Source organism: Prauserella alba (assembly GCF_024171735.1).
Taxonomy (GTDB): domain Bacteria; phylum Actinomycetota; class Actinomycetes; order Mycobacteriales; family Pseudonocardiaceae; genus Prauserella; species Prauserella alba.
Window position 1 is genome coordinate 239,636 of the sequence record NZ_JAMTCH010000005.1, and the last position, 26,036, is coordinate 265,671.

Annotated in this window: 20 protein-coding genes and 1 pseudogene; 13 read left to right on the plus strand and 8 right to left on the minus strand. The window is 68.9% G+C overall.

Features of this window, described 5'->3' with window-relative positions; all coding sequences use genetic code 11:
* Positions 1 to 27: 27 nt before the first annotated feature.
* Both LY12_RS16775 and LY12_RS16780 read right to left on the minus strand, forming a co-directional pair.
* Entirely contained in the window at positions 28 to 366 is a 339-nt protein-coding gene (locus LY12_RS16775; RefSeq protein WP_301302787.1) for a metallopeptidase family protein, read from the minus strand.
* A gap of 18 nt (positions 367 to 384) precedes the next feature.
* Positions 385 to 1,563, minus strand: coding sequence for a septum formation family protein (locus LY12_RS16780; protein ID WP_253857818.1), 1,179 nt, complete (start codon positions 1,561 to 1,563; stop codon positions 385 to 387).
* Between the two features lie 202 nt (positions 1,564 to 1,765).
* Between LY12_RS16780 and LY12_RS16785 the strand changes: the two genes are divergently transcribed.
* The 5 genes from LY12_RS16785 to serS all read left to right on the plus strand — a co-directional run bounded on the left by LY12_RS16785 (position 1,766) and on the right by serS (position 6,691).
* Positions 1,766 to 2,434, plus strand: a complete 669-nt coding sequence (locus tag LY12_RS16785) for a hypothetical protein (protein WP_372493546.1) — start codon at positions 1,766 to 1,768, stop codon at positions 2,432 to 2,434.
* A gap of 4 nt (positions 2,435 to 2,438) precedes the next feature.
* Complete coding sequence (locus LY12_RS16790; RefSeq protein WP_253857820.1) at positions 2,439 to 3,602, plus strand: glutathionylspermidine synthase family protein; 1,164 nt, start codon at positions 2,439 to 2,441, stop codon at positions 3,600 to 3,602.
* A 99-nt stretch (positions 3,603 to 3,701) separates the two neighbouring features.
* Positions 3,702 to 4,148, plus strand: a complete 447-nt coding sequence (locus LY12_RS16795; protein WP_253858875.1) for a DUF350 domain-containing protein — start codon at positions 3,702 to 3,704, stop codon at positions 4,146 to 4,148.
* A 116-nt stretch (positions 4,149 to 4,264) separates the two neighbouring features.
* Positions 4,265 to 5,170, plus strand: a complete 906-nt coding sequence (locus tag LY12_RS16800; protein WP_253857822.1) for a haloalkane dehalogenase — start codon at positions 4,265 to 4,267, stop codon at positions 5,168 to 5,170.
* A 252-nt stretch (positions 5,171 to 5,422) separates the two neighbouring features.
* Complete coding sequence (gene serS / locus LY12_RS16805; protein ID WP_253857825.1) at positions 5,423 to 6,691, plus strand: serine--tRNA ligase; 1,269 nt, start codon at positions 5,423 to 5,425, stop codon at positions 6,689 to 6,691.
* Here serS and LY12_RS16810 read toward each other — a convergent pair.
* The 4 genes and pseudogenes from LY12_RS16810 to LY12_RS16825 all read right to left on the minus strand — a co-directional run.
* Positions 6,653 to 7,414: a maleate cis-trans isomerase family protein gene (locus tag LY12_RS16810; RefSeq protein WP_253857827.1), complete on the minus strand. Its 762-nt coding sequence runs from the start codon at positions 7,412 to 7,414 to the stop codon at positions 6,653 to 6,655. The genes serS and LY12_RS16810 overlap by 39 nt on opposite strands.
* 121 nt (positions 7,415 to 7,535) lie before the next feature.
* Entirely contained in the window at positions 7,536 to 8,744 is a 1,209-nt protein-coding gene (gene lhgD, locus LY12_RS16815; RefSeq protein WP_253857829.1) for an L-2-hydroxyglutarate dehydrogenase, read from the minus strand.
* Between the two features lie 58 nt (positions 8,745 to 8,802).
* Complete coding sequence (locus LY12_RS16820) at positions 8,803 to 10,395, minus strand: ABC transporter permease (RefSeq protein WP_253857831.1); 1,593 nt, start codon at positions 10,393 to 10,395, stop codon at positions 8,803 to 8,805.
* Positions 10,396 to 10,661: 266 nt separating this feature from the next.
* Positions 10,662 to 11,639, minus strand: a pseudogene (locus tag LY12_RS16825) (ABC transporter ATP-binding protein); the annotation flags it as partial.
* A 211-nt stretch (positions 11,640 to 11,850) separates the two neighbouring features.
* Between LY12_RS16825 and LY12_RS16830 the strand changes: the two are divergent.
* Positions 11,851 to 12,531, plus strand: a complete 681-nt coding sequence (locus tag LY12_RS16830) for a TetR/AcrR family transcriptional regulator (RefSeq protein WP_253857833.1) — start codon at positions 11,851 to 11,853, stop codon at positions 12,529 to 12,531.
* A gap of 115 nt (positions 12,532 to 12,646) precedes the next feature.
* Positions 12,647 to 14,329 (plus strand): DUF8728 domain-containing protein, encoded by a 1,683-nt coding sequence (locus tag LY12_RS16835; protein WP_253857835.1) that lies wholly within the window; start codon positions 12,647 to 12,649, stop codon positions 14,327 to 14,329.
* Between the two features lie 24 nt (positions 14,330 to 14,353).
* Here the strand turns inward: LY12_RS16835 and LY12_RS16840 are convergent, their stop codons facing one another.
* Positions 14,354 to 15,169 (minus strand): HAD family hydrolase, encoded by an 816-nt coding sequence (locus LY12_RS16840; protein WP_253857837.1) that lies wholly within the window; start codon positions 15,167 to 15,169, stop codon positions 14,354 to 14,356.
* A 221-nt stretch (positions 15,170 to 15,390) separates the two neighbouring features.
* Here LY12_RS16840 and LY12_RS16845 point away from each other — a divergent pair, with 221 nt between their 5' ends.
* The 6 genes from LY12_RS16845 (at position 15,391) to LY12_RS16870 (ending at position 23,265) form a co-directional block, all read left to right on the plus strand.
* Positions 15,391 to 16,284 carry an LLM class flavin-dependent oxidoreductase gene (locus tag LY12_RS16845; protein ID WP_253857839.1) on the plus strand — a complete coding sequence of 298 codons (894 nt, stop codon included), beginning with the start codon at positions 15,391 to 15,393 and terminating at the stop codon, positions 16,282 to 16,284.
* A 273-nt stretch (positions 16,285 to 16,557) separates the two neighbouring features.
* The gene (gene glf / locus LY12_RS16850) at positions 16,558 to 17,787 is read left to right on the plus strand and encodes a UDP-galactopyranose mutase (RefSeq protein ID WP_253857841.1); all 1,230 of its coding nucleotides are present in this window, start codon (positions 16,558 to 16,560) and stop codon (positions 17,785 to 17,787) included.
* The gene (locus LY12_RS16855) at positions 17,780 to 18,400 is read left to right on the plus strand and encodes a phosphatase PAP2 family protein (protein ID WP_253857843.1); all 621 of its coding nucleotides are present in this window, start codon (positions 17,780 to 17,782) and stop codon (positions 18,398 to 18,400) included. Before glf ends, LY12_RS16855 begins: the two co-directional genes overlap by 8 nt.
* Positions 18,397 to 19,356, plus strand: coding sequence for a decaprenyl-phosphate phosphoribosyltransferase (locus LY12_RS16860; protein ID WP_253857845.1), 960 nt, complete (start codon positions 18,397 to 18,399; stop codon positions 19,354 to 19,356). The genes LY12_RS16855 and LY12_RS16860 overlap by 4 nt, the downstream gene beginning before the upstream one ends.
* Before the next feature lie 126 nt (positions 19,357 to 19,482).
* Entirely contained in the window at positions 19,483 to 21,375 is a 1,893-nt protein-coding gene (locus tag LY12_RS16865; RefSeq protein ID WP_253857848.1) for an arabinofuranosyltransferase, read from the plus strand.
* A 576-nt stretch (positions 21,376 to 21,951) separates the two neighbouring features.
* Positions 21,952 to 23,265 (plus strand): HNH endonuclease signature motif containing protein, encoded by a 1,314-nt coding sequence (locus LY12_RS16870; RefSeq protein ID WP_253857850.1) that lies wholly within the window; start codon positions 21,952 to 21,954, stop codon positions 23,263 to 23,265.
* Here LY12_RS16870 and LY12_RS16875 read toward each other — a convergent pair.
* The gene (locus LY12_RS16875) at positions 23,198 to 26,035 is read right to left on the minus strand and encodes an arabinosyltransferase domain-containing protein (RefSeq protein ID WP_372493547.1); all 2,838 of its coding nucleotides are present in this window, start codon (positions 26,033 to 26,035) and stop codon (positions 23,198 to 23,200) included. The two genes, LY12_RS16870 and LY12_RS16875, sit on opposite strands and share 68 nt — an antisense overlap.
* Position 26,036 lies beyond the last annotated feature (1 nt).

Below are 26,036 nucleotides of genomic sequence, written 5' to 3' on the forward strand. Positions count from 1 at the left end.
GTCGGTCCGCGGGCCGGCGGCCGCGGGTCAGCCCCAGCCGAGTTCGTGCAGCTTGGCGTCATCGATGCCGAAGTGGTGGGCGATCTCGTGCACGACGGTCACCAGCACTTCCTCGACGACGTCGTCCTCGGTGTCACAGATGCTCAGAATCGGCCCACGGTAGATCGAGATGCGGTCGGGCAGCACCCCGCCGTAGTCGTGACCTCGGTCGGGGAGTGCGACCCCGTGATACAGCCCGAGGATGTCGGGCTCCTCCTCGTTGTGTTCCTCGACGAGCACCACGACGTTGTCCATCGCGCTGGCGAACTGTTCGGGAACCTGATCGAGCGCCGACGCGACGAGCTCCTCGAAACGCTGCAGCGGCATGTCCACGGCCACCGGCTGTCAGCCCCCGTTCCGCTCGTCGCCCACGTGACCGCCGACCTCGCCGCCCACGTCGCCGCCCAGATCGCCGCCGAGGTCACCGCCGGAGTCGATGCCCGCCCCGGAACCCGTGTTGCCTCCGCCGTCGCCGGAACCGGTCCCGCCGGAGTTGTTCCCGCCGTTGTCGCCGTTGCCGCCGGAGTTGTCGCCGGAGTTCTGCGACGCCTCGCCGTCGGCACCTGCCGACGGTTGCGGCTGCGATGCGGCACCCTTCGCGATGCTGCCGCGGATCGGGGCGAGGCCGCTCTCGTCTTCGAGCAGCGCGCCGACCTTGCAGTTCACGCGGGTCGAACCGGCCTGCCAGCTTTCCTTCGTGCGGGTGTCCCACGCGGTGATCAGGCCCTGTTTGCGCAGGTCGGCGTCGCCGGAGTACTCGTCGACGAGCTTGTTGCACCGTTTGTCGAGGAACTTGTTCTGGTCCTGCTGCGAGGGGAACGCCTCGAACTCCTTGCCCAGGTCCACGATCGCGACCATCTCGTAGGAGTGCTGCTCGGTGCAGTCGACGGGGTCGCCGGGGGATTTGTCCTCGATGCCGAGACAGGCGCCCTTCTCCCACACGTTCGACTGGTCGATCTCGTCCGCGGGCGCGTCGAGCTGCTGCAGTGATCCGCCCGGTGCGGTGCGCTGGAGGCCGCAGTGCAACTTCCGGTCGCCTGCGGCCCACCGGTCGTCGTCGGGCTGCAGCACGCCGAGGCTGAGCTTGCCCTCCGGGTCCAGCGGCCCGTCGAGGTACTCGCGCGCCTTCTGACCGCAGCGCTGTTCGGTCAGCGTGCGCCAGGTGTCGGCGTCGGGCTGTTTCGCACCGCGCGGGTACTGCGCGGAGATGTCCACCGAGCCGATGACCTCGAACAAGTGTGGTTTGCCGCAGCCGACGTCACGGATGTCACTCGCGTCGGCGGCCTGCCAGGTCAGACAGGTGCCCGCGGGGGAGCTGAACGCCTGGTACCGGGCCTTCGCGGCCACCTCGGAGCGCTGCTGTGTGCGTTCCTCCGGTGTCTCGAAGCCCCAGCCCAGCAGCCACGACAGTGACATCGCTGCGATGGCGCCCACGAACACGCCCGCGACCAGGACACGGGTACGGCGCGCCGTTTTCGTGCGCGCGGGCTTCTCCGGATGGAACCGGCGGGGCTCTTCGGACATCCATTCCATGATGCCTGCTCGTGACGGCGGTTGCGCGCGGGTCGCTAGGGTTGGGGCCGATCTCGGACGAGTGATGGCCCGGCCGCCGGACGTGTGCGCGTGGCCGAACGACCTGGGAGGCGGACGAGAGCCCGGCGGAAGACGACTCGGCGGACGAGAACTCGCGGAAGAGAAAAGGTGCCGACATGTGGAGCCTGCGAGCATGAGTGACGACAACAATCCGGCCGGGGGGCCGCAGGGCCCGTGGCCGGACGGGCCGCCGGGGCCACCGCAGGGTGGGCAGTCCTACGGGCAGCAGCGGGGCGGCCCGGAGCAGGGAGGGCCGCAGCCGGGGCAGATGCGGTTCCAGGATCCGTCGACGACGGCGCCGCGTGAGCCCACGCTCGCCGAGCAGCGTGCCCGCCGGCAGGCGGAGGCCGAGGATCGGGAGCGCGCCGCCCAGGCCGAACAGGCGCGCCTCGCGGCCGAGCAGAAGTCCGACAGCCGGCGCAAGCTGCTCATCGGCAGCGGTGTCGGGCTCGGTCTGGTCGGCCTGGTCGCCGGGTGGTACCTCGTCAAGCCCGAGGACACGACGGCGATCTGCACGACCGCCGACGGCACGGTCGTCGAGAACGACGACTACTGCGACGAGGACTACGTCACCAGCCACGGCGGATACGTCAGCGGCGGGTTCATGTTCCTGCCGATGCCCGGCGGTGGCATGCAGCAGTACCGCTACAACTACGGCGGCAGCGGCTCTCCCGGCACGCAGGTGCGGGGCGGCTCGTTCACCAAGCCGGACGGCGCGAACATCACCACCCGCTCCGGCAAGACCGTCCAGCGGGGCGGATTCGGTGTCAGTGGCGGCAGCTTCGGCAAGAGCGGAGCCTGAGCCGGTGCAGCGATCCACCTCAGCGCCCCGTCCGAACTGGCAGCAGACCGTCGAGCAGCAGGGACTCGTGTTCGGCACCCCGGCCCGCTACGCCGACGGCAAAGCCCGGCCCTACTGGGACGAGTCGGTGCACTACGTCATCCCGATGGACGAGGTGCTCGCGCTCGAAGCCGACGTCGAGCTGCTCCATTCGATGTGTCTCGACGCCGTCGACCACGTGGTGACGACCGAGCGGTACCGCGAGTTCGGGTTGCCCGAGTGGCTGTGGCCCTACATCGCCGAGTCGTGGAAGCGCCGCGATCCGCACCTGTACGGGCGGTTCGACCTGCGCTACGACGGCCGCGGCCCCGCCAAGCTGCTCGAGTACAACGCCGACACCCCGAGCTCACTGCTCGAGGCCGCGATCCTGCAGTGGCACTGGAAGACCGACGTCTTCCCCGACGCCGACCAGTGGAACTCGCTGCACGAACAGCTCATCGAGCGCTGGCAGCACATCGGCGGGCTGCTGCCGTCGAAGGAAGTGCATTTCACGTGGTCGAGCGCCGACACCAGCGGTGAGGACCACATCACCACGACGTACCTGCAGGAGACGGCCGCCGAGGCCGGTCTCGACACGGTCGCGCTCGCCATCGAGGAGATCGGCTGGGATCCGCTGCTGAAGCGGTTCGTCGACCTCGAAGAGGCGCCCATGGGCACGGTCGTGAAGAACTACCCGTGGGAATGGATCGTCGAGGAGGAGTTCGGCCGGTACGCCGCCGAATCGCTGCCGCAGACGCTGTGGGTCGAACCGCTGTGGAAGACGCTGCTGTCCAACAAGGCGCTGCTCGGCATCCTCTGGGAGAACTATCCGGGCCACCCGAACCTGCTGCCCGCGTTCAACGACCAGCCCGGACTGCTCACCGAGTACGTGCGCAAGCCCAAGCTCGGCAGGGAGGGCGCGAACGTGCAGATCGTCGCGCCCGGCTACGAGACCGAGACCGCGGGTGTCTACGGCGCCGAGGGCTACACCTTCCAGGCGTTCGACCCGCTGCCCGAGTTCGACGGGTTCCGCCCCGCGCTGGGCGCCTGGATCGTCGGCGACAACGCGGCGGGCCTGGGCATTCGCGAGACCGCGGGCCTCGTCACCGACGACGGTGCCGCGTTCGTCCCGCACCGCATTTCCGAATGACCGCGATCGGCGGGTGACCGCGTCCGGTGGGTGACCGCCGGACACGGTCGCGTGCCGGACGCCACCGTTTCCGAAAACGTGAGCAAGGGAGAGTTCCACGTGAACGTCGCACTGTCCGAAGGCTTCTTCGGGAACATCGCCTGGGGCATCGGGGCGATCGCGCTGTACGCGATCGTCGGCCTGCTGCTGATGTTCATCGGCTTCTACGCGATCGACTTCACCACGCCGGGCAAGCTGTCCGAGCTGGTGCGCCGCGGCCTGCCGAACGCCGTGATCGTCACCTCGTCCGGGCTGCTGTCGATGGCGTTCATCGTCGTCGTCGCGATCTGGGCCTCCACCGGTGACCTCGCCGAGGGCCTGATCATGTCGTTGGTGTTCGGGTTCGTCGGCATCGTCGTGCAGGTCGCCGCGGTGCGCGTGCTCGAGTTCGCGACCCGTATCGACGTCCGGTCGACCATCGAGAGCGACCGGTTCGCACCCGCGAGCCTCGTCGTCGCGGCCGCTCATCTGGCGCTGGGTCTCGTGGTCGCGGTCGCCATCTCGTAGTCGTCCGCGCCCGGCCCGGCGCCGCCACGGGAGCCGTGGATGCGGTCTCGTGACCCGACCGTCGCGTGATCGTTTCGCGGGGTTGTCAGGTGCACCTGACGCGCTACGGTGGCGGCGTGCGGCTATTGCGGACCCCAGATGATCGTTTCGAGAACCTCCCCGGCTTCGACTTCCCGGAGCGTTATGCCGAGATCGACAGCCCGGAGACCGGCATCGTCCGCATCGGGTACGTCGAGGCGGGACCCGCCGACGGCCCGGTCGTGCTGCTGCTGCACGGCGAGCCGAGCTGGTCGTACCTGTACCGGAAGATGCTGCCGGTGCTCGCCGACGCCGGACTGCGTGCGATCGCACCGGATCTCGTCGGCTTCGGCCGTTCGGACAAGCCGGCCGACGTGGCCGACCACACGTACGCCGCGCACGTCGAGTGGATGCGCGCGTTCGCGTTCGACGCGCTCGACCTGCGTGACGTCACGCTCGTCGGGCAGGACTGGGGCGGGCTGATCGGGCTGCGCCTCGTCGCCGAGCACCCGGAGCGGTTCGCGGGCGTCGTTCCCGCCAACACCGGACTGCCGACCGGCGACGACGGCATGCCCGACGTCTGGTGGTCGTTCCACGACGCCGTCGAGAAGGCGCAGGTGCTCGACATCGGCCGCTTCGTGCAGTCCGGGTGCGTCACGAAGCTGACCGACGAGGAGCGGGCCGCCTACGACGCGCCGTTCCCCAACGAGATGTACAAGGCCGGTCCGCGGGCCATGCCGTCGCTCGTGCCGACCACGCCGGACGACCCGGCCACGGAGGCCAACCGCGCGGCGCGCGCCGCGTTGGGCAAGTCGTCCATCCCGATGCTGGTCGCGTTCTCCGACAGCGACCCGATCACCGCGGGCATGCGGCCCGTGCTGGAGCGCCTGCCGGGCGCGGAGGGGCGCGAGCACCCGACGATCACCGACGCGGGCCACTTCCTCCAGGAGGACGGCGGACCTGCACTGGCGAGCGAGATCGCGAGCTTCGTCCGCTCCCGCTGAGCGCCGCGTGTCCTGCACTCGCACACGCGTGTTCTGCACTCGTGTTGCGCCTTCAGGGGGCCGTGTTGCGCATCGCGGGGCCCGTGTTGCGGTCTCAGGGGCTCGTGTTGCGGATCGCGGGGCTCGTGGTGCGGCTTCGGGCGAGTCGTGTTGCCGGTTGCGGTGCGGGTCGTCGCGGCCAGGTGACGCGATCGGTCGTCGCGGTCGTGCCTCGGCGGAGTGCCGTCGGCCGGGCCGTCTACCCTCAGGGACGTGATCGACCTCAGGATTCTGCGCGAAGACCCGGACCAGGTACGCGCCTCGCAGCGAGCCCGCGGCGAGGACCAGGGCGTCGTCGACCGACTGCTGTCGCTGGACGCCGAACGCAGGTCCGCGATCGCGACCGCCGATCAGCTGCGGGCCGAACACAAGGCGCTCGGCAAGCAGATCGGCAAGGCCTCCGGGGACGAACGGGAATCGCTGCTGGCGAAGGGCAAGGAGCTCGCCGCGCAGGTCAAGGAAGCCGAGGCCGAGCAGACCCGCGCCAGTGACGAGTTCGAGCAGCTGCACCGCACCGTGCCGAACCTCATCATCGACGGGGTTCCCGCGGGCGGCGAGGACGACTTCGAGGTACTCAAGCACGTCGGCACACCGCGCGAGTTCGACTTCACCCCGCGCGATCACCTCGACCTCGGTGAGCGCCTCGGCGCGATCGACATGGAGCGGGGCGCCAAGGTCTCGGGCGCTCGGTTCTACTTCCTGACCGGGGTCGGCGCCCAGCTGCAGCTCGCGCTGCTGAACATGGCCGCGGCGCAGGCGGGCGCGACAGGGTTCGAACTGATGGTGCCGCCGGTTCTCGTGCGCCCGGAGATCATGGGCGGCACCGGGTTCCTCGGGGCGCACGCCGACGAGGTCTACAACCTCGGCGAGGACGACCTGTACCTCGTCGGCACGTCGGAGGTGCCGCTGGCCGGGTACCACGCCGACGAGATCATCGACCTGCGTGCGGGCGCGAAGCGATACGCGGGCTGGTCCACGTGCTTCCGCCGCGAGGCAGGGTCCTACGGCAAGGACACCCGCGGCATCCTCCGCGTGCACCAGTTCGACAAGATCGAGATGTTCGCCTACTGCAAGCCCGAGGACGCCGAGGCCGAGCACGAGAAGCTGCTGGCGTTCGAGGAGGACATGCTCGCCAAGATCGAGGTGCCGTACCGCGTGATCGACACCGCGGCCGGTGACCTCGGCACGAGCGCGGCACGCAAGTACGACTGCGAGGCGTGGATCCCGACGCAGGAGACGTACCGCGAGCTGACGTCGACGTCGAACTGCACGACGTTCCAGGCGCGCAGGCTCGGGGTGCGCCACCGCGACGCGAGCGGCAAGCCGCAGACCGTGGCCACGCTCAACGGCACGCTCGCCACGACGCGGTGGCTCGTGGCGATCCTCGAGAACCACCAGCTCGCCGACGGCTCCGTGCGCGTGCCCGAAGCGATGCGCCCGTTCCTAGGCGGCCGTGAGGTCCTCTCCCCGGTCGGCGAATAGCGCGCCGGGGGCGTCGACGCCGGTGATGCCGGCATCGCGCATGGCGGCCCACATCGTCACCTGGTTGGCCGTGAGCACGGGTACGTCGAGCTGCGCCTCGAGCGGGGCGACGAGGTCGTAGGTCGGCACGTTGGTGCACGCGATGAACACCGCGTCCGCTCCCGTGGTGTCAACTGTGGACACTGCGGTTCGGACGTCGGCGTACGACGTCTTCCAGATCCCGCCGCTGAGGCCGAGGTCGAACCTGGCTGTCGCGGCGATGCCGAACTCGGCGAGGAAATCGACGAGCTTGTCGGTGATGGCGTCGACGTACGGGGTGACCAGCGCGACGCGGCGGGCGCCGAGCTCCGTGAGCGCGGCGATCATGGCACCCGACGTCGTGACGGCGGCGGGCGCACCGGCGTCGAACATCGCGGCGACGATCGCGGCTTCGCCGGCGGCTCCGTCGACGAAACTTCCCGAACTGCACGAGTAGGCCACGGAACTCGGTTCCGGCGCGAGGATGTCCCTGGTGGCGTTGCGGACGCCGCGGGGATCGCTGAGTGCGCTCGCCAGCTCCACCGACACCGGGTCGGACAGGTAGGGCAGGCGGGTGGCGTACAGGTCGACGTGGGCGGGCAGCCATCGCCACAGTTCGCGGTCGAGGGCGAAGTCGAACGGCGCCACGAGGCCGATGCCCGCGGGTGCGGGCTCGACCGGCCGGATCACGCAGTCTTCGGACACAGATCTCACGGTAGGGCCGCACCGGGGTGCGAGTGAGTTAAAACGGTGAAAACTTTCCCGCGAGTTTTCGGCCCTCGGCGAACCGGGTCGCGGAGGCGCGGGAACGGGGTCCGGCACAGGTTCATGCCTCGGCGGAATCGGCGATGTGCCGGGCGATCTCGAGGGCGCTCGTGGCGGCCGGGGACGGCGCGTTGAGCACGTGCACCTGGCCGGGTGCTCGGTCGATGAGGAAGTCGTCGGCGAGTGAGCCGTCGGGCAGCACGGCCTGTGCACGCACGCCCGAACCGTGGCGCGTGATGTCACCGCGCCCGACCGCGGGCACGAGCCGCGCGAGGCTCCGGGCGAACCGTTTCCGGGACAGTGAGCGCCACACCTCGTCGTATCCCACCGGGAACGCGTACCGCCGGGCCAGCCGCCACGCACCAGGGAACCGGGCCACGTCGGCGACGTCGCGTGGTGAGACGTCCCGCCACCGGTAGCCTTCCCGGCGCAGCGCCAGCACCGCGTTGGGTCCGGCGTGGACACTTCCGTCGAGCATCCGCGTGAGGTGCACCCCGAGGAACGGCAGCGACGGGTCCGGCACCGGGTAGATCAGGCCGCGCACGAGGTGCCGCTTCTCCGGGTTGAGTTCGTAGTACTCGCCGCGGAACGGGACGATCCGTGCCCGCGGGCGCACCCCGGCGAGTTCGGCGACCCGGTCGGCGTGCAGGCCGGCGCAGTTGACGAGCACGTCGGCCCGGAGCGTTCCGGATGCGGTGCCGCTGTCGGTGCGCGTCTCCGTCGCGATGTCGACACCTCCGCCGGCGCGCGACCGGATCGCCACCGCGCGCGTGCCGAGCCGCAGGTCGGCGCCCACCGCCGCCGACAGCTGGGCGAGCGTCTCGCACACGGCGGGGAAGTCGATGATCCCGGTCGTCTCGACCCGCAACGCCTCGACACACGCCACCTCGGGTTCGTACTCGCGTGCCTCCGCCGGGCCGATCAGCCGCGCGGGCACACCGTTGGCCTGGGCCCGTTCGGCCAGGACGTGCAGCGCCGCACGTTCGGACCGTTGCGTCGCGACGACGAGCTTGCCGCAGACCTCGGCGGGCACCCCGTGTTCGCGGGCGAACGCGAGGATCGACCGGTTGCCCGCGACCGACATCCGCGCCTTGTGCGAGCCGGGCTTGTAGTACAGACCCGCGTGGACGACGTTCGAGTTGTTGCCGGTCTGATGGGCGGCCCAGCGGTGTTCCTTCTCGAGCAGGATCACCTCGTCGCCGCGTCCGGCCAGCTCGCGCGCGACGGCCAGTCCGAGGATGCCGCCGCCGATCACCACAACCCGTCGCATGGCCGACGACGGTAACGCCTCGCCCGCGACGGGCGGGTTCGGCTCGCGGTCCGGTTCCTCACGCCGTGGCGAGGTCCCGCCTGGCGAACGCCGCCGTGCCCGCAGCGGCCAGCGTCAGGGCGAGCAGCAGCATCACCACCGGCGCGGCGAAGGTGACCTCGCCGCCCGGCAACTCCGGGACGTGTTCGAACGGCGACATGTCGACCAGCCACGCAGGAAATCGGAACGCGGGGCCGAGCAGCGACACGACCGCAGCGGCCGCGAACACGCCCCACGTCACCGGCGCCGACCGCGGCGCCGCGCCGAACAGCGCCACGGCCAGCCCGCCGAACAGCCACACCGCGGGTAGGTACGCCATCGCCGAGGCGAGGATCCGCGGCAGCTGCTCGATGTCGCCCGCAGCGAGGGCGTACACGGCGCCCGCGCCCGCGCCGCCCGCCGCCAACAGTGCCGCGCTGGCCACGGCCGGTACGGCGAGCTGCGCCGACGTCCACCGCAGACGGCTCACCGAGCCGGCCAGCAGCGGCTCGACGTGCCCGGCGTGTTCCTCCGAGCGGGCGCGCAGCACGGCCGCGACGAGATATCCGCCTACGGCCATCGCGAGCAGCAGCGAGGTCATCCGGAAGAAGACATCGGCCAGCTCCGCGGCCGCCGAACCGCCGAGTGCGGCCAGCAGATCGGGATTGTCGGCGAGCATGTCGCCGGTCTGGTCGGCGGCGGCTCCCAGGGCCGCGCCCGCGGCGAGTACGCCGACGGTCCAACCGGCGACCCCGCTTCGCTGCAACCGCCACACCAGGCCGAGTCTCGTCGTCAGCCCTGCGGTTGCGCGCGCGGGTCCCCGGCGGTGGGGCACCATGCCTTCGCCCAGGTCGCGATGCGATTCCAGGACGAACGCGCCGGCCACGCACGCCACCGCCAGCCCGCCCACGAGTAGCAACGGCCACCATCGGTGATCGGCGAACGGCCTGGTCGCCTGCGCCCACCCGACGGGGGACAACCACGACAGCGTGCCGTCACCGAGATCACCCGCCGCGCGAGCGAGATAGGAGGCGCCGAACACACCTCCCGCGATCGCCTGCGCCCCGCGCACGTGATCGGCCAACTGGGCGGCGACGGCGGCGACCGCGGCGAACACGAGCCCGATCGCCGCGAGCGATGCGCCGAACGCCGCGCTGCCGGGCCACGGCAGACCCTGCACCCCCAGTACCGCGGTGATCGCCCCGCCGACGGCCACGTTGAACGCGGCGGCCACCAGCAGTGTCGCCGCGAGCGCCGCGTGCCGCCCCACCACCGAAGCCCGGAACAACTCGATGCGGCCGAGTTCCTCCTCGCCGCGCGTGTTGCGGCCCACCAGGAAGATGTTGCACAACGCGACGGCCACCGCGGCGAACCCGCCGATCTCGAACACGACCACACCGCCGAGCGTGTGCAGCGCGTGCCCGGGACCGCCGAGCGCGATCGCCGCGGGATTGGCGGCCGTGCGGGCGTACCCGTCGAGGGAAGCCTGCGTCGGATACAGCGATTCGAGGCTCGACACCGCCGCCAGCGGCAGCGCGACCAGGGCGGCGAACCAGATCGCGAGCCGGACCCGGTCGCGGCGGAGCGTCAACCGGGCGAGCACTGACGTCGCCGCGAACGTGCGCGTGGTCATCGGGACACGCCTCTCTCGGCCCGGTTCCCCGATGCGGTGCCGGCGGTGTCGTCGGAGGTGTTGCCTGTGGGTGCGGTGGGCTCGGGTGCGGTGTCGTCGGTGTCGGCGCTGTTGATGGCGTGGGTGCTGGTGCCGTGCGTGTTGGTGCCGTGCGTGTTGGTGCCGTGGGTGTTGGTGGCATCCGCCGCGGTGTCGGCGGTGCTTTCGGTGTCGGCAGGGTTGTCGGTGTCGGCAGGGTTGTCGGTGTCGGCAGGGTTGTCGGCGCCGTAGTGGCGGAGGAAGAGCTCCTCGAGCGACGGCGGTGTGCTGGTCAGCGCGGTGATGCCGGCTCCGGCGAGGGTGCGCATGGCCTCGTCGAGGTGTTCGCCGTCGACGTCGAATCGCACGTGGTGACCGGATTCGGCAACCGGTGACCGGTGGGCCTCGGCCGCATCGGTGCGCGTGCCGGTGCCGGATGCGATGCCGGATGCGGCGGCCGATGCGGCGGTGGTGGTCAGGTTGTGGACGCCCGGCAGGCCGTCGAGCATGGTCGCGGGGGTGCGGGTGCGCGCGTCGACCGTGGTGCGGGTGAGGTGCCGGAGTTCGTCGAGGGTGCCGGTCTGGACAGTGCGCCCGGCGCGGATGATGCTGACGCGGTCACACAGCGCCTCGACCTCGGCGAGGATGTGGCTGGACAGCAGTACTGTGCGACCTTCGTCCGTGGCGTCGGCGACGCATTCCTGGAAGACGGCCTCCATCAGCGGGTCGAGACCGGACGTCGGTTCGTCGAGAACGAGCAACTCGGCGTCCGAGGCCAGCGCAGCGACCAACGCGACCTTCTGCCGGTTGCCTTTCGAATAGGTGCGCGCCTTCTTCGTCGGATCGAGTTCGAACCGGTCTAGGAGGGTTTCGCGCCTGCGCCGGTCGAGACCGCCACGGGCTGCGGCCAGCACGTCGATGACCTCGCCGCCGGTGAGGTTCGGCCACAGGTGCACGTCTCCAGGGACGTAGGCGAGCCTGCGGTGAAGGGTGACGGCGTCGTGCCACGGGTCGCCACCGAACAGGCGCACCCGGCCGCCGTCCGCCCGCAGCAGGCCGAGCAGGACACGGATGGTCGTCGATTTGCCTGAGCCGTTGGGTCCGAGGAAGCCGTGCACCTCGCCGCGCTCGACGGTCAGGTCGAGTCCGTCCAGGGCACGGAACCGGCCGAACTCCTTGATGAGCCCCGCCACGTCGACGGTCGTGGTCGTCTCGGTTCTGCGCATCACGGCTCCGCCTCGAAGTTGATAGTGACTTCCACTTGGAAGTGACTCTACGTAGGAGCCGCCGGATTCTGCAAGTGACTACTTATTGATAGTGACTCCGCGTTGAAGGTGACGATCACGTGAGGTCCGGGGAGGGTTGCGGCGCTGGACGTCGAGGAGGTGGCAAAACGGAAGTCACTATCAGAAGAAAGCCACTGCTATGATCCACGGCGTGGTGAAGCAGGGTGATACGGCGAACGGGGTCGAGACGCTCCGGGACCGGTATCGGCGTGAACCCGGCCTGCGGGAGCGCAAGAAGCGCAAGGCGATGCGGCACATCCAGGACACGGCCCTGCAGTTGTTCGCCGTGCACGGCTTCAGGTCCGTGACGATCGAGCGGGTCGCCGACGAAGCGGAGGTCTCGCCCAGCACCGTCTATCGCTACTTCGGCACGAAGGAACAGCTCGTCCTCTACGACGAGAGCGACCCCGAGCTACTACGTCGTTTCGACCATCTGCTCGTGGAGCACAGCCCCATCGAAGCGTTGCGCCGCGTGCTCGGCGAATTGGCCGACTTCCTGCCGGCTGGCTCGCCGACGAACGGCGCCCCGTCCGGTGGCGAGCCCTTCGGCGTCGATTCGCTCCTGCGGACGCGGATCCACTTCCTGCTGACCGAACCGTCGGTGCGCAAGGCCCTCGGCGCGGAGGTCGACCAGGTCGAGGCTCTGCTGCGCGACATCCTCGCGATCCACACCGGGTTGGGGATCGACTCGCTGCGGCTGCGGGTGTTCGTGTCCGCGCTGGTGCACGCGCTCATCGCGCTGATCGAGTACTGGCACGACACCGACTACCGCGAACCGTTCGAAGACCTGGTCGAGGAAACGTTCACGATGCTCGACAGTCTCGAGCTGTAGCGGCGGCCGGCCGGAGTCGTCCGTTCCCGGGCGGGTGCCCGCCCGGCCGTCCGGTCTCGGTACGTTGTCTGCTCGGCCGGTCTTTCGGCTTCGGCGGGGATGGGGTGGTCGCGCCATGATCGCCACAGGCGTGGTGGTGGCACTGTGGGTGTGCCTCGCGGTGCTGCTCGTCGCAGTGTGGCCCCGGCTGAGTGGTCATCGCGGCTGGCGCCTCGCCACACTCGCCGTCACCGTGGCCGCGTCACTGGCGCATCAGCTCGCCTACGGCACCGTGCCCGACGAGGCTCACGTCGGCTTCCGCTACGCACGCAACATCGCCGACGGCTACGGGCCGGTGTTCAACCCGGGGGAGCCCGTCGAGGGTTACACCGACTTCGCGTGGATCGTGCTCCTGGCGCTGGTCCGTGCGATCACGGGTGCCGAGGTCGAACCGGTCGCCGTGACACTCGGCATCGGTTGTGCGCTCGGCTGCGTGCTCGTCGCGTACACGCTCACCGGGCGAATCCTGCGCTGGTCCGGCCGTGCCCCCGCGTTCGCCGTCGCCGCCGCGGTGGTCACCGCGGCGACCGGTGCCCTCGCCGCGTACGGACCGTCCGGACTCGCCACCCCGCTGTTCGTACTGCTCGTGCTCACGCTCGTGTACACCCTGGTCACGGGCCACGTCGTGCTGGCGGGACTGGTCGCCTCGCTCGCGGTGATGACGCGTCTCGACGGTGTGGTCGTCGCCGTGGTCGCGTGCGGGTGGCTGGTGGTCGCCGCGGTGCGCGGCCGGATGCCTCGCCCGTCACCCGCGGTGTATGTCGCCGGTGCAGCCGTGCTGTTGGTGCCGTGGGCGGCCTGGCGCATCACTTACTACGGCGACAGCGTGCCCACGGCGGTCGTCGCCCGTCTCGTTCGCGCCAGCGACTCCCTGGTCGGCCGGTTCGAGGCGGGGTGGACCTACGTCACCGACTTCGCGCTCACCTACCAGGTGTTTCTGCTGGTCGCGGCCGTGACGATCGGTTTGTTGAGCTACCGGCGCCGGCTTCCCGGTGCGACGTACGTGTGGCTGTTGCTGGCACTCGCGCTGGCCGAAACCGGGTACGCCATCGTGATCGGCGGCGGGACCCTGCCCGCGTGGGGGCAGCTGGCCGCCGTTCCGGTGCTGCTCACCGTTGCCGCGGCGAGCGGGGTCGCGCTGGCAGGCATGCCGACCACCAGCGGGGCGGACGCGGCCCCGACCGGCGGCCGGGGAGCTTCGGGCGAGCCGTCACGGGGAGGAGCCGGCTCCGGAACGGTGCCGACCGGGCGCGGCGTCGCCGTGGTCGCCGTGGTGCTGGCGGGGCTGTCGTTGACGCTCGGCATGACCAGGACCCTGCCGGCGATGCAGGAGCTGCGGACCGTCGAAGACGAGCTGGACGAGATCGGCGACTGGCTCGGCGAACGCCTCACCGGCGGAACCGTCGTCAGCGCCGTGCCCGCGGGAGCTCTCGCCGACGCGGCGGGCCCCCGGCTGTACGTCGTCGACCCCAGCGGCACCACCGACGCGCACCTGGCACGAAACCCCGACGACCACGCCTACATCGTGCGTGACCGCATGCCCGCCGTCGTCGTCGATGCGGCCGGCGGCTACCTGCCGCACCGGACGTGCCGGATCCGCACCGAGTACGCGGGCCCCTACGAGATCGTGCCGTTCCGCCGCGCAGGTGCGGAGCCGACAGGCGGCCGATGGGTGGAGCTGTACCTGCACCGGCCGCAGGCGGACCTGCTGACCGAACGCCTCACCGCCGACCCGCGGTTCACGGCCAAACCCTGCTGAGGTCGGCGGGCGGCCGCGCGCGGGTCAGAACCAGCGTTCGAGGACCTGGGCGACGCCGTCCTCGTGATGTGGCGCGGTGACCTCGTCGGCGACGTCGAGCACGGCGGGGTGTGCGTTCGCCACCGCGACCCCGTGTCCTGCCCACCGCAGCATCTCGACGTCGTTGGGCATGTCGCCGAAAGCGATCGTGCCGTCCGCGTCCAGTCCGGCGCGTCGGGCGACCGCGGCGATCCCGGTTGCCTTCGTGACCCCGTGGGCGGCCAGCTCGATGAGCCCGGCGCCGGACGAGAACGTGACGTCGACGTGCGAATCGAGGACCTCCCGTGCGGCCTTCGCCATCGCGTCCGAGGTCATCTTCGGGTGGCTGACCAGCAGCTTCACCGCCGCGTGGCCGAGTACCTCGGCGCGGGACGCCTGCGATCCCTCGCCGTCGCCCCACGGATTGTGATACCCGGACTCGATCACGAAGTTGCGCATGTCGTCGTCCACGGCGTGGGTGCCGACCCGCTCCGCGCCCAGCGTGCAGCCGGGAAGTGCGTGTTCGAGGGCGTCGGCGACGGTCGCCAGCTGGGCCGGGTCCATCAGCCCGTGCACGTCGACCACGCGGTCGGCGCCGATGTCGTACAGCACGGCGCCGTTGGCGCACACGGCGTACCCGGCGAGCCCTGCCTGCTCGGCGACCTCAGGGATCCATCGCGGCGGACGCCCCGACACGAGCACCACCGGCACGCCCGCGGCGACGGCGCTGTCGACCACGTCGACCGTGCGCGGGCTCAAGTGCGTGGCCGTCGACAGCAGCGTGCCGTCGACGTCGGATGCTACGAGGCTCGGTCTCTCCACGATTCCAGTGTCCCAGAGCCCCATGGCGGATCCGCCGTGTTCCATGCGACACCCCTTCGGGCCGCCGGCCGGTCGTGCCCGCAGTCCTCGCGTGGTGCGCGGGAGCCGCACGCACGCGCACGGGACGCTCGCAGCGCCGTACGCGGGGACGACACGCCCGGGGCGCCGCGGGAAGCGGGCACCCACGACAGCGAGGCCGTCGGCCGATAGCGTGTGGCGCCGTGCGCGTTGGCATTGTGATCCTTCCCGAGGACCGCTGGTGGGCGGCCGAGCCGAAATGGCGGGCCGCGGAGGAGTACGGCTTCGACCACGCCTGGACCTACGACCACCTCGGTTGGCGGAACCTGGTCGACGGACCGTGGTTCGGCGCCGTTCCGACGTTGACCGCCGCTGCGACGGTGACGTCGCACATCCGGTTGGGCACGTTCGTGACCTCGCCGAACTTCCGGCACCCGCTGCCGTTGATGCGCGAGGTGATCACGCTCGACGACCTGTCGGACGGGCGATTCATCCTCGGAGTCGGCGCGGGCGGCACCGGTTACGACGCGACCGTGTTCGGCGAGCCGGAGTTGACTGCAGGCCAGCGCGCCGACCGGTTCATCGAGTTCACGACCGCGCTCGACGGTCTGCTGCGGATCGACGGGTTCGACCACTCCGGTGAGTACTACACGGTTGAGGGGGCGCGGAACCTGCCCGGCGCCGTGCAGCATCCCCGTCCGCCGTTGGTGATCGCCGCCAACGGGCCGCGCACGATCCGCTTCGCCGCCGCGACCGGTGACGCCTGGTTGACCACGGGACGAAACTCCGACGAACTCGAATCGTGGTGGAAGGGCGTCGCCGAACTGTCCGCACGCCTTGACGAGGAGCTCGTCGCTGCGGAACGCGACCCGGCGACGCTGCAACGGCACCTCAGCCTCGACGCCGCGCCGGTGTACTCGCTGACCAGCAAGGAGGCGTTCGTCGACGCCGCGGGGCGGGCCGCCGCGCTGGGCTTCACGGACGTCGTGGCGCACTGGCCGCGCAGCTCGAGCCCCTATCAGGGGCGCGAGGTCGTGCTCGAGGAGGTTGCCGACGACGTGCTTCCCGGCCTGCAGGAACGCCCCGCGGCCGAGTGAATCGCGGACCGATCCCACGGACAGGTAGCTCGACCGGGTGACAGTGCGGGTGGAACGTCGATTCGACGGAACCGGGAACGGCGGCGCTCCGTCGGTTCTGACGTACGGCGCTGACCACACACGCAGCACACGTGGTCATCCCGGGGGTGTTGGGGCGCGGGCTCTCGTGCGGCAGGTAGGCGGCCAGGTGAGGGCCGTAAAAGGGAAGTCCTGAACGGGGACGGGGGAGCCTCGCCGCACGAGGGCCGTGGCGCGTCGGTAGCCTTTTGCACCGTGAGCGCGTTTACCGAAACTCCCAGCAACGGAAATGCCGGTTTCGACGGGTATGACCTGGTCGTTGTCGGCTCCGGATTCTTCGGCCTCACCGTGGCCGAACGAGCGGCCAGCCAGCTCGGCAAGCGAGTCCTCGTGCTCGAGCGCAGGCACCACATCGGCGGCAACGCGTACTCCGAACCCGAGCCGGAGACCGGTATCGAGGTGCACACCTACGGCGCCCACCTGTTCCACACGTCCAACAAGCGCGTCTGGGACTACGTCAACCAGTTCACCGACTTCACGGATTACCAACATCGGGTCTTCGCGAAGTATCAGGGACAGGTCTACAGCTTCCCGATGAATCTGGGCTTGATCAACCAGTTCTTCGGAAAGTCCCATTCCCCGGACGAGGCGCGCGAACTCATCGCCGAGCAGGCAAGTGAAATCGAAACCTCCGAAGCACAGAACCTCGAAGAGAAGGCCATTTCGCTGATCGGCCGGCCGCTCTACGAGGCATTCGTGCGCGGGTACACCGCCAAGCAGTGGCAGACCGACCCCAAGGAACTGCCCGCCGGCAACATCGCGCGGCTTCCGGTGCGCTACACGTTCAACAACCGGTACTTCAATGACACCTACGAGGGGTTGCCCGTCGAGGGATACACCGCGTGGCTCGAGAAGATGGCCGAGCACCCGAACATCGAGGTGCGCCTGAACGTCGACTACTTCGACGTGCGCGACCAGATCCCCGCGGGCACGCCGACCGTCTACACCGGGCCACTCGACCTCTACTTCGGGTACTCCGAGGGGCGCCTCGGCTGGCGCACGCTCGACTTCGAGCAGGAGGTCGTGCCCACCGGTGACTATCAGGGCACGCCGGTCATGAACTACAACGACCAGGAAGTGCCCTACACCCGGATCCACGAGTTCCGGCACTTCCACCCCGAGCGCGAAGACCGGCACCCGAAGGACAAGACGGTCATCGTGCGCGAGTACTCGCGCTTCGCGAATGAGGACGACGAGCCGTACTACCCGATCAACACTCCCGACGACCGGGAGAAGCTCGAACGTTACCGCGAACTCGCCAAGACCGAGGCCAAGGAGCGCAACGTGCTCTTCGGTGGTCGCCTCGGCACCTACAAGTACCTCGACATGCACATGGCGATCGGGTCGGCACTGTCGATGTTCGACAACAAGATCGCCCCGCATCTCACCGACGGCGCCCCTCTGGACGGTTCGATCGATGCTTGAGAAGGACCCCGCGTCAGCAGGCACCACGACCACCCGTACCGATGCCGATGCCGGCGTGCTCGTCGGTGACATCGGCACGGACGACGCCACCTCAGAGAGGCCGGCTGTCGGTGAGGTCGCAGTCCTCGCAGCCGTGCAGGACCAGATCGTCAACCCGACGACCGTGAAGATCGCACGCGGCATGTCCCACTTCGGCGAGCACAGTGCCGGGTGGTCCGCGCTGGCGCTGGTGGGCGCGGCGGTCGACAAACGGCGTCGGAAAGACTGGGTCGGCGCGGCAGCGGGGATCGTCGGTGCGCACGCGGCGTCCATTGCCGTCAAACGGGTGGTGCGCCGGCCACGGCCCGACCATCCGGCCGTGCGGGTGGGCGTGGGTACGCCGAGCAGGCTCAGTTTCCCGTCGTCGCACGCGACGTCGACGACCGCCGCGGCCGTTCTCTACTCGGGGCTTGTCGGACGCAATGTCGTGCCGGCGATCGTCCCGCCGATGTTGGCGTCGCGGCTCGTGCTCGGCGTGCACTATCCGACCGACGTCCTTGCCGGCGCTGCCCTCGGTGGCGTCGTCGGTGGGTTCGTGCGCCGCAAGCTGAATCGCAACCGGAGCTCACGATGAGTGAGACGACCCGACAGGCCGAGGCAGGCCAGGCGGAGGCGACCGTGTCGAGCGAACAGACGACCGGCCAGGAGGCCGGCGCTTCCGGGAACATCGTCACCGGACTGCTGAAAACCGCGCGGCCACGGCAGTGGGTCAAGAACGTCCTCGTTCTGGCCGCGCCGTTCACCGCCGGTGAGATCACCAGCGGCGGTGTCCTGCTGGACGCGCTGATCGCGTTCGTCGCGTTCTCCTTCGTCGCGTCGGCCGTGTACCTGGTGAACGACGCGATCGACGTCGAGGCGGACCGGGCGCACCCGACGAAGTGCAAGCGCCCGATCGCGGCTGGGATCGTGCCCGTTCCCGCGGCCTATGTCGCCTCGGTCGGGTTTTTCGCCGCGGGATGTGCGTTGAGCCTGCTCGCCTCCTGGCAGCTGCTCGTGGTGCTGGCCGTCTACATGGCCGTGCAGTTGGGGTACTGCTTCGGGTTGAAACACCAGCCCGTCGTCGACCTCGCGATCGTCGGCTCCGGCTTCCTCATGCGCGTGATCGCGGGTGGCGTCGGCACGGGCATCGCCCTGTCGCAATGGTTCCTGCTGGTGACGGCGTTCGGTTCGCTGTTCATGGTGGCGGGCAAGCGCTACGCCGAGATCAAGCTCTACGAACGCACCGGGGCCAAGATCCGTTCTTCGCTGAAGAAGTACTCGGCGAGCTATCTCCGGTTCGTGTGGGCGACGTCGGCAGCGATCCTGATCATGTCCTACTCGCTGTGGGCGTTCGAGCAGCAGCAGGCTGCGCCCGGCTCGATCTGGAGCGTCATCTCGCTGGTGCCGTTCGTCGTCGCGGTCCTGCGCTACGCCGTCGATGTCGACAGCGGTAACGCGGGTGAACCCGAGGAGATCGCACTTCACGACCGCGTGCTGCAGGTCCTCGGCGGTGCGTGGGTCGTCATGCTCATCCTCTGGTACTACCTGTAATTCCGGGCCACCCCGACTTCCGCGACGGATGACGCCACCGTGACGTACCCAGAGCCCGCCGCTGAAAACGCGGACACCCAGGTCGCCGGTGACAGTTCCGGTGGCCGCTGGAGCCATGTGCCGCCCGTGCCGCTTCCAAGTGTCGGCCGGGCGGTCACGGAACTCCTGATCGCCATCGTCGGAGCCGCGGCGATCAGCCTGTTGCTCCAGTTCGCCGTGAACCGTGCGCCGGACCTCGTGCCCGACACGTACGTTCCCAACGCCCTGTTGTCGTTGATCGGCGCCGGTCTCATCCTGTGCCTCGTCGGCGGACTCGCTGTGCGGCGCGTAGTCACGGCGCCGTGGTGGATCAAGTTCGCAGGCGTGACCGGAGGATTGGCGACGCTGGCGACGTTGACGCTCGCGCTGCCGCTGCTGTCCACCCGCTACTACCTGGGCGGGACGACCGGCGACAACGAGTTCCGTCTCCGGTACATGGAGCGCATGACCTCCGGGTGGGGGCTCGCCGACTTCAACTACGAGGGGATTCCGCCGTTCTACCCGGCGGGCTGGTTCTGGCTCGGCGGGCGCTTCGCCAACCTCTTCGATCTGCAGGGCTGGGAGGCGTACAAGCCCTTCTCGATCACGACCATCGCAGTTGTGGCGGCCGTGACGTTCGTGCTGTGGCGGTTCGTGGTGCGTCGGCGGATGGCAGTGCTGGCGAGCCTGGGCACGCTGCTCATGGGCCTGCACGTGCCGGGCGTCGGTGAACCGTACGCGTGGCCGACAACAGCATGGTTGCTTCCGGTGCTGGTGCTGACGTGGAACGCGCTGCGGGACCGGGAGACCCCGCGTTGGCCGCTCATACTGGCCGGGATCTACCTGGGCGTGTGCGCGATGACGTACACCCTGCACCTGGCGTTCGGTGCGATGCTCGTGGTGTTCCTGGCAATCATCGCCGGCGTGCTGCGAGTGCGAGCCGGCGGATCTCGCGGCGAGGTCGTCCGCGGTCTGACCGGGCGAGTGATGCTCGTGGCTGTGGTGTCGGCCCTGCTGATGCTCGTCGTGTGGGCGCCGTATTTGTTCGGCGGCGGGTTGGGCGCGGAAAATGTCGCTGCGCGGTATCTCCCGGAGACGAGCGCGTATTTCCCGATGCCGTTCAAACCGAACGGCCCGATCGGCTTGTTGTGTCTGGCAGGGCTGGCGTGGGCGGTCGTTCGGGTGCGTGCTCATCGGGTCGCTCTCGTTGCACTCGTGACAGCGGGTGCGGTCTATCTGTGGTTCGCGCTCTCGACGTTGGCGTTGGCGTTCGACACCACGCTGTTGGCGTTCAGGTTCAACGTGACGCTGAAGGTCACGCTGGCAGTGGCAGGCGTGTTCGCGACGACGGACATGCTGGGTTGGGCTCTGCGTCGGTGGAACGAATGGCGGACCCAGATCACAGCCGTTGTCGCCATCGTGGCGATCGGGCTGAGCGTCGGGGTTCTGCAGGACAGTCTGCGCGGGCCGATGCGCGAAGGGTTCGAAGCGGCGCTATCGGACTACTACCCGAACGGCAGGACTCCCGAGAGTCGGCACCACGTTCCCGGCGAGGAAGAGGACGAGGGTATCTGGAGCGGCAAACTGTTGGCCGCTGTCGATGAACTCGGTACGGGCACTGCGGAACGAGAGACGGTTCTCTCGGAGCAGCATCACATGCTCGTGTTCCGGCCGTTCTGGTTGTTCCACGATCATCGGCCGCACTACACGAACCCGCTGTCGCGCCACGGCGAACGTGCGGCTGAGATCGACACTTGGGCCGCGTCGAACAGTCCGCAAGAGCTGTACCGGCGAATGCATGACGGGCCGTTCACTCCGCCGACCATGGTCGTGCTCAAGAAGGGCGAGAACGACAACTACTTCTACACCGTCAAGTACGACACCTTCCCGAGGAAGACCGCTGCTCTCGGCCGCAAGGTCACGTTCGAACCATCGCTGTTCGCGTCGCCGCGGTTCGAGACGCGCGATGTCGGGCCGTACGTGGTGATCGCGGTACGTTGAACGGCTGGTGGGGGTCGGCGCCGGGGAGTCCGTCGATCCCTGCGTGACCAGCTAGGCGGCCGGGAGTCAGGTCGTCGAGGGTTCATTCGGCCGGCGGCACGTTGCCCTGGCGAATCGCCGTGAGGCGGTTTGTCGGCGGCACCGGGGCGTCTTGTGCCGGGACCATCGGTGTTGGTGGGTCCGCTCACGGTTGGCGACCAGGGTACCGACGTCGATCGTTGCCGGCCCGTGTCGGCTCCCGATGCTTCCATGGTCGCTCCTCCTCGTCGTTGTGGAGATTCCTCTGCGCTGTCATCGATGGATCGGTGTGGTTGTCGACGTGGGTTCGGTGGTCAGCCGGTCGTCGGCACGTCCGACATCTGCTGTGGCCGGTTGTGTCGGTGGCTTGTTGTATATGTGGTCGATCAGCGCGGCGAGCCGACCTCAGTGGCTCGATCTATCCAACTCGGTCCGTCCGTGATTCAACCGCCTCCAGCGACTCATGGCTATAGCACGATCGAGTGTATCGAACTAACGTTTGACACCATTCGGGACATTCGAGTACTTTCAAAAACAGCTACTAACGAGGGGAAAAGTATGAAACTCGACGGTGTTGTTCGTTCACGAAGACGGATCGCGCAGGCTCAGGCCGAGTACATACGCGAACTTGCCGTTACCGCGGTTTCCGAGACTGGGGCCAGTGAACAGGTAACGGCCGAGCTGGCCGTGGCGCTGGCAGAGTCCGAGCACGTCGTACGTCGGGAACTCGCGTGGGCGCGGCAGCTCACCGCCCGGTTGCCGCAGACGCTGCGGGCGCTATCCGGCGGTGACATCGACTTGCAGAAGGCCGCGAAGGTCGTCGATCAGACCACGGTGTTGGACGGTGAGTCCGCCGGCAGGGTCGACGAGATGGTTGCCGACAAATTCGCCGGTCGTGACGCCGGATCGATCCGACGTATCGCGTACCGAGCGGTGCACAGGGTCGATCCGGATGGTGCTGCGATACGGGCAGCACGACGACGCGAAGGTCGTAAGGTTCAGATTCTCCATCGCGAAGACGCAATGGCCACTGTTTCTGCGGCACTGCCTGCGGAGGTCGCATCGGCGGTGTACGCGCGCCTCGATCGGATGGCTAGATCGACACGGAATCGCGGCGACGCGCGGACCATGGACCAGCTACGAGCCGACAAACTCGCCGAGTGTGTACTCGGTCGTTCGGGCGGTCACGCGGGCGCCGGTAGGGCGGAGATCTATGTGCATGTCGACCTGCCGACATTGATGGGACTTGCAGACAATCCGGCGCAACTGGCCGGGCATGGCCCCATACCGGCGCCTGTAGCTCGTCAGATCGCTGAGGAGCCCACATCGACATGGCGGCGGGTGGTGACCGACCCTCTCACTGGGGCGCCCCTCGAAGTCGGACGGAAGCGATACCGGCCAACCAGAGCGGTTGCGGACTACGTGAAGGTGCGTGACCGGGAATGCCGGTTTCCCGGCTGTCATCGACCGGGGGAGTACGTTGACCTCGACCATGTCACGCCGCACGGCTGTGACGGGCCAACATGCACGACGAATCTCATCGGGCTCTGTCGGCACCATCATGTCGTCAAGCACACGGCTGGTTGGCGGTTCGAACTCGAGCCCGATGGCACCCTTCACATCACGACGCCGCGCGGGGCGCGGCACACCAATCGTCCCGCGGCCGAGATGTGTGGCCGTACTACGGGTGAGGAGCGTCGTGGTGCGGTAATAGGTGAAAACGGTGCCAACGATAGTGCCGTCGGTGGCCGACGTGCACGCAAACGCAGGCGGCGCGCGAGCAGATGTCGTTCCGAGAGCGGTGCTAGCGCGACGCTCGCGTCATCCGGAAATTCCGGCTCGGCGCAGGGTAGTCGAGCCGAAACACGCTGATCGGTTCGAAGAGCTTGTCCCCACGGAGGTACGTCGGCACCGCTGTTTCCGTGGCCAACTGCATCAGTGGCGCGTAAGGCCCTCCTTGGGTTGCCATATAGGACACGCTGCCGATGTCGCGGATCGACGGGCCGGATGCGAAGCGGTATCGAACGGGCTCGACGGTTCCGTCGTCCACTGAGGGCGGACGACGGCACGGCATCGTGAATGCACCCACCCAGTCGAGGATTACGGGTTCCGACGTGGGTACGAGTTCCGTGGAAGGAACTGTTTTCGGTAGACGTGGTGCACCTGCAGCGATCCAACCGTTGGCGGAACGTTCGTCGACCAGTTTCAATCGCACCATCGCGGCGGTCGCCGGGTCGAAACGCTTCTCCGTCCATTGCGGGGTAAGGGTGATCTCGTGAGAAGACAGGACTCTTCCGGTCTCGTCGGCGAACTCGACGGTCGCCGCCACGGCACCGGTTCCGCGGACGGGCACCACCACCGGAGGTGCAGTGGGAGAGTCGCTTCCTGCAGGCAGGTTGTACCAGGATGTCGTGATTCTTCCCGGACGGCCGCTGCTGTGCCATACGGGGGCTTGTGCGCTCCCATATGGTTCGAGAAGTCCGCGTCGCGGAAACGCGCCGTTCGTGGTGAAGCCGTCCACATCGGCAGGTCCGGAGGCCGGCAGCATGCCGGCGGCGACATCCGGTTCCACCTCGAGCCATTCCTCGATTCCGCACGGGTGACCCGCTAACGCGGCGACGTTTGCGGCACCGGTCGTATATGTCTCCGAGCGCGGAACCATGGCGTACGCCATCGTGCCGACCTCGACGACCACCACACCGAACGCAATGATCGGTACGAACGAGGCTGGGCTCCGGATCCAGCGCCACGCGCCGGCAAGTCCGGCTACCGCAATCCCGAACCCGACCGCCAAGGCCAGGCTGGCGGCGTCGATTCCGGCGACTCCCGGTGGCACGTCCGACCACTTCACGTTCAGCCCGCCGAGAAACCACCACCGCAACGGAGCGTCGATGCCCACCCACACCGCGATCGCGAAGGCGGCGCACGTCAGCGACAGCTGCCAGCTGCGCCGCAGCGCTCCACGCGAGACCGCGTGGACCATCACAGCAACCAGCAGCGTCGCCACGCCGGCGAGAACACCGAAATGATGGGTGTACTTCGTCGGAGTCAGCGCGAGCGCTGCGAAGTACAGGACCGCCGCGACCAGGAGGCGGCGGGTCGGGGCCTGCGCCAGCTTCGGCGTTCGGCGCAGCACGAGCAACACGGCCAAGACCGCCATAGCGAACCACAACAGCAGCACGGGAAGCCGTCGATTCAGCCCGCCTTGCAGTGGATCGAACAGCCACTCGTAGCGCTTTTCTTCGCCCGCGATGCCGTAACTCGGGCCGATCTCCGTCCTTACTTCGACGGCATGCAGCACCGCGTCGAGCGATTGTCCGAAGAACATCAGCAGCAACACCGACGCGCCTGCGCCGAGCAAAACGGCGGCTGCTCGCCGGCCGTATGCGCGCAACGTCGGCCATGCTGCAGGCAACGCCACGAGCAGTTGCAGGAAAACCGCGATGCCGGTGGGCGTGAGGGCGGTTGTCGCTCCTGCGGCGACGACGGCACAGGCGAGGAACGACAGTCGGCGAGTTGCCACGCCCCGTTCGACGAGCGCCAACGTCGCGAGCGAGCCGAGCATGACCCACGGCTCCGGCCGCAGACCCACGCCGAACTGGATGGTCCAGAGCAGGAAGACCCCTGCCGCGGCCCAGCGCGCCATCCCGGCGTGTCCTTTGGCGAACCGTGGAAGCAGCACACGGTCGATCAGCAGCCACGACACGAAACACACCAACAGCGATGGCAAACGCAGCCACAGCGTTGTCGTACTGACCTCCACCCACGGCCGATACAGCTCGTAGAACCAGCTGAACGGCGCCTCCGGGGCATTGAACCAGCGCATGTAGTTGCCGACGAAGCCGGTATCGGCCGAGGACAGGATCATCGCGACGATGTAGCCGTCGTCGACGGTGGCGGCGCCGATGACGGCCCACAGGACGAGCGTGCCCGCCACGACGGCGTCCACCAGCCGAGGACGCGCCCACCGCCGTGGCAGCGATTTCGGGCGACACGACTCCCGTTTCCTGAGCGCGAGCAGCATCGCGATGAGCGACACGACCGAGGTCACGCCTGCCGCGATCTTCACGGGGCTTGGGTCCGAGACGTAGCGCGTGTCCGGAGTGACGCTCACCTGCAGGCTGGGTGCGTCCGTCGCGTCGGTGAACAGGCCGTTGACTGCAGGCCGTTCCGCTGTCTGTCCCTGTTCGCGGCCGTCGGAGGTGACTACGGTTCCCGATGTGTCCGAGACGATCCGCCAGCGACAGGTCTCGGTCAGGGGTGCGGCCGCCAGGGGCGTTTTGCCGAGGGTGGCCGTGATCCGCCCGTCGGAGATCCGCACCGAGAGGCCGTTCGGAGGGTCCTGGACGCCACCGGGTCCTGTCGTCGACAGAAGAGTGCCGCCACCGAGGGCGCGTGCGTCGGCGCAGGAGAACGTGACGTCCATCCGCTGTGGTGTGTACGGCAGCAGGGGGAGTGTCGTGTCCTCGGGTGCGGCGGACGGCCACTCGTACGTGGTCGTGACCTGGTCGGCTGGTGCGAGAACGAACGCGACTGAGGCCAGCGCGGAGATCAGTCCGAGTACGGCCGCCGAGAGACGATGCGCGACTCCGTTCGGGACGGGTCGGCGGGATGCGGTCGCGGATGCGGTCACACCCGGCACT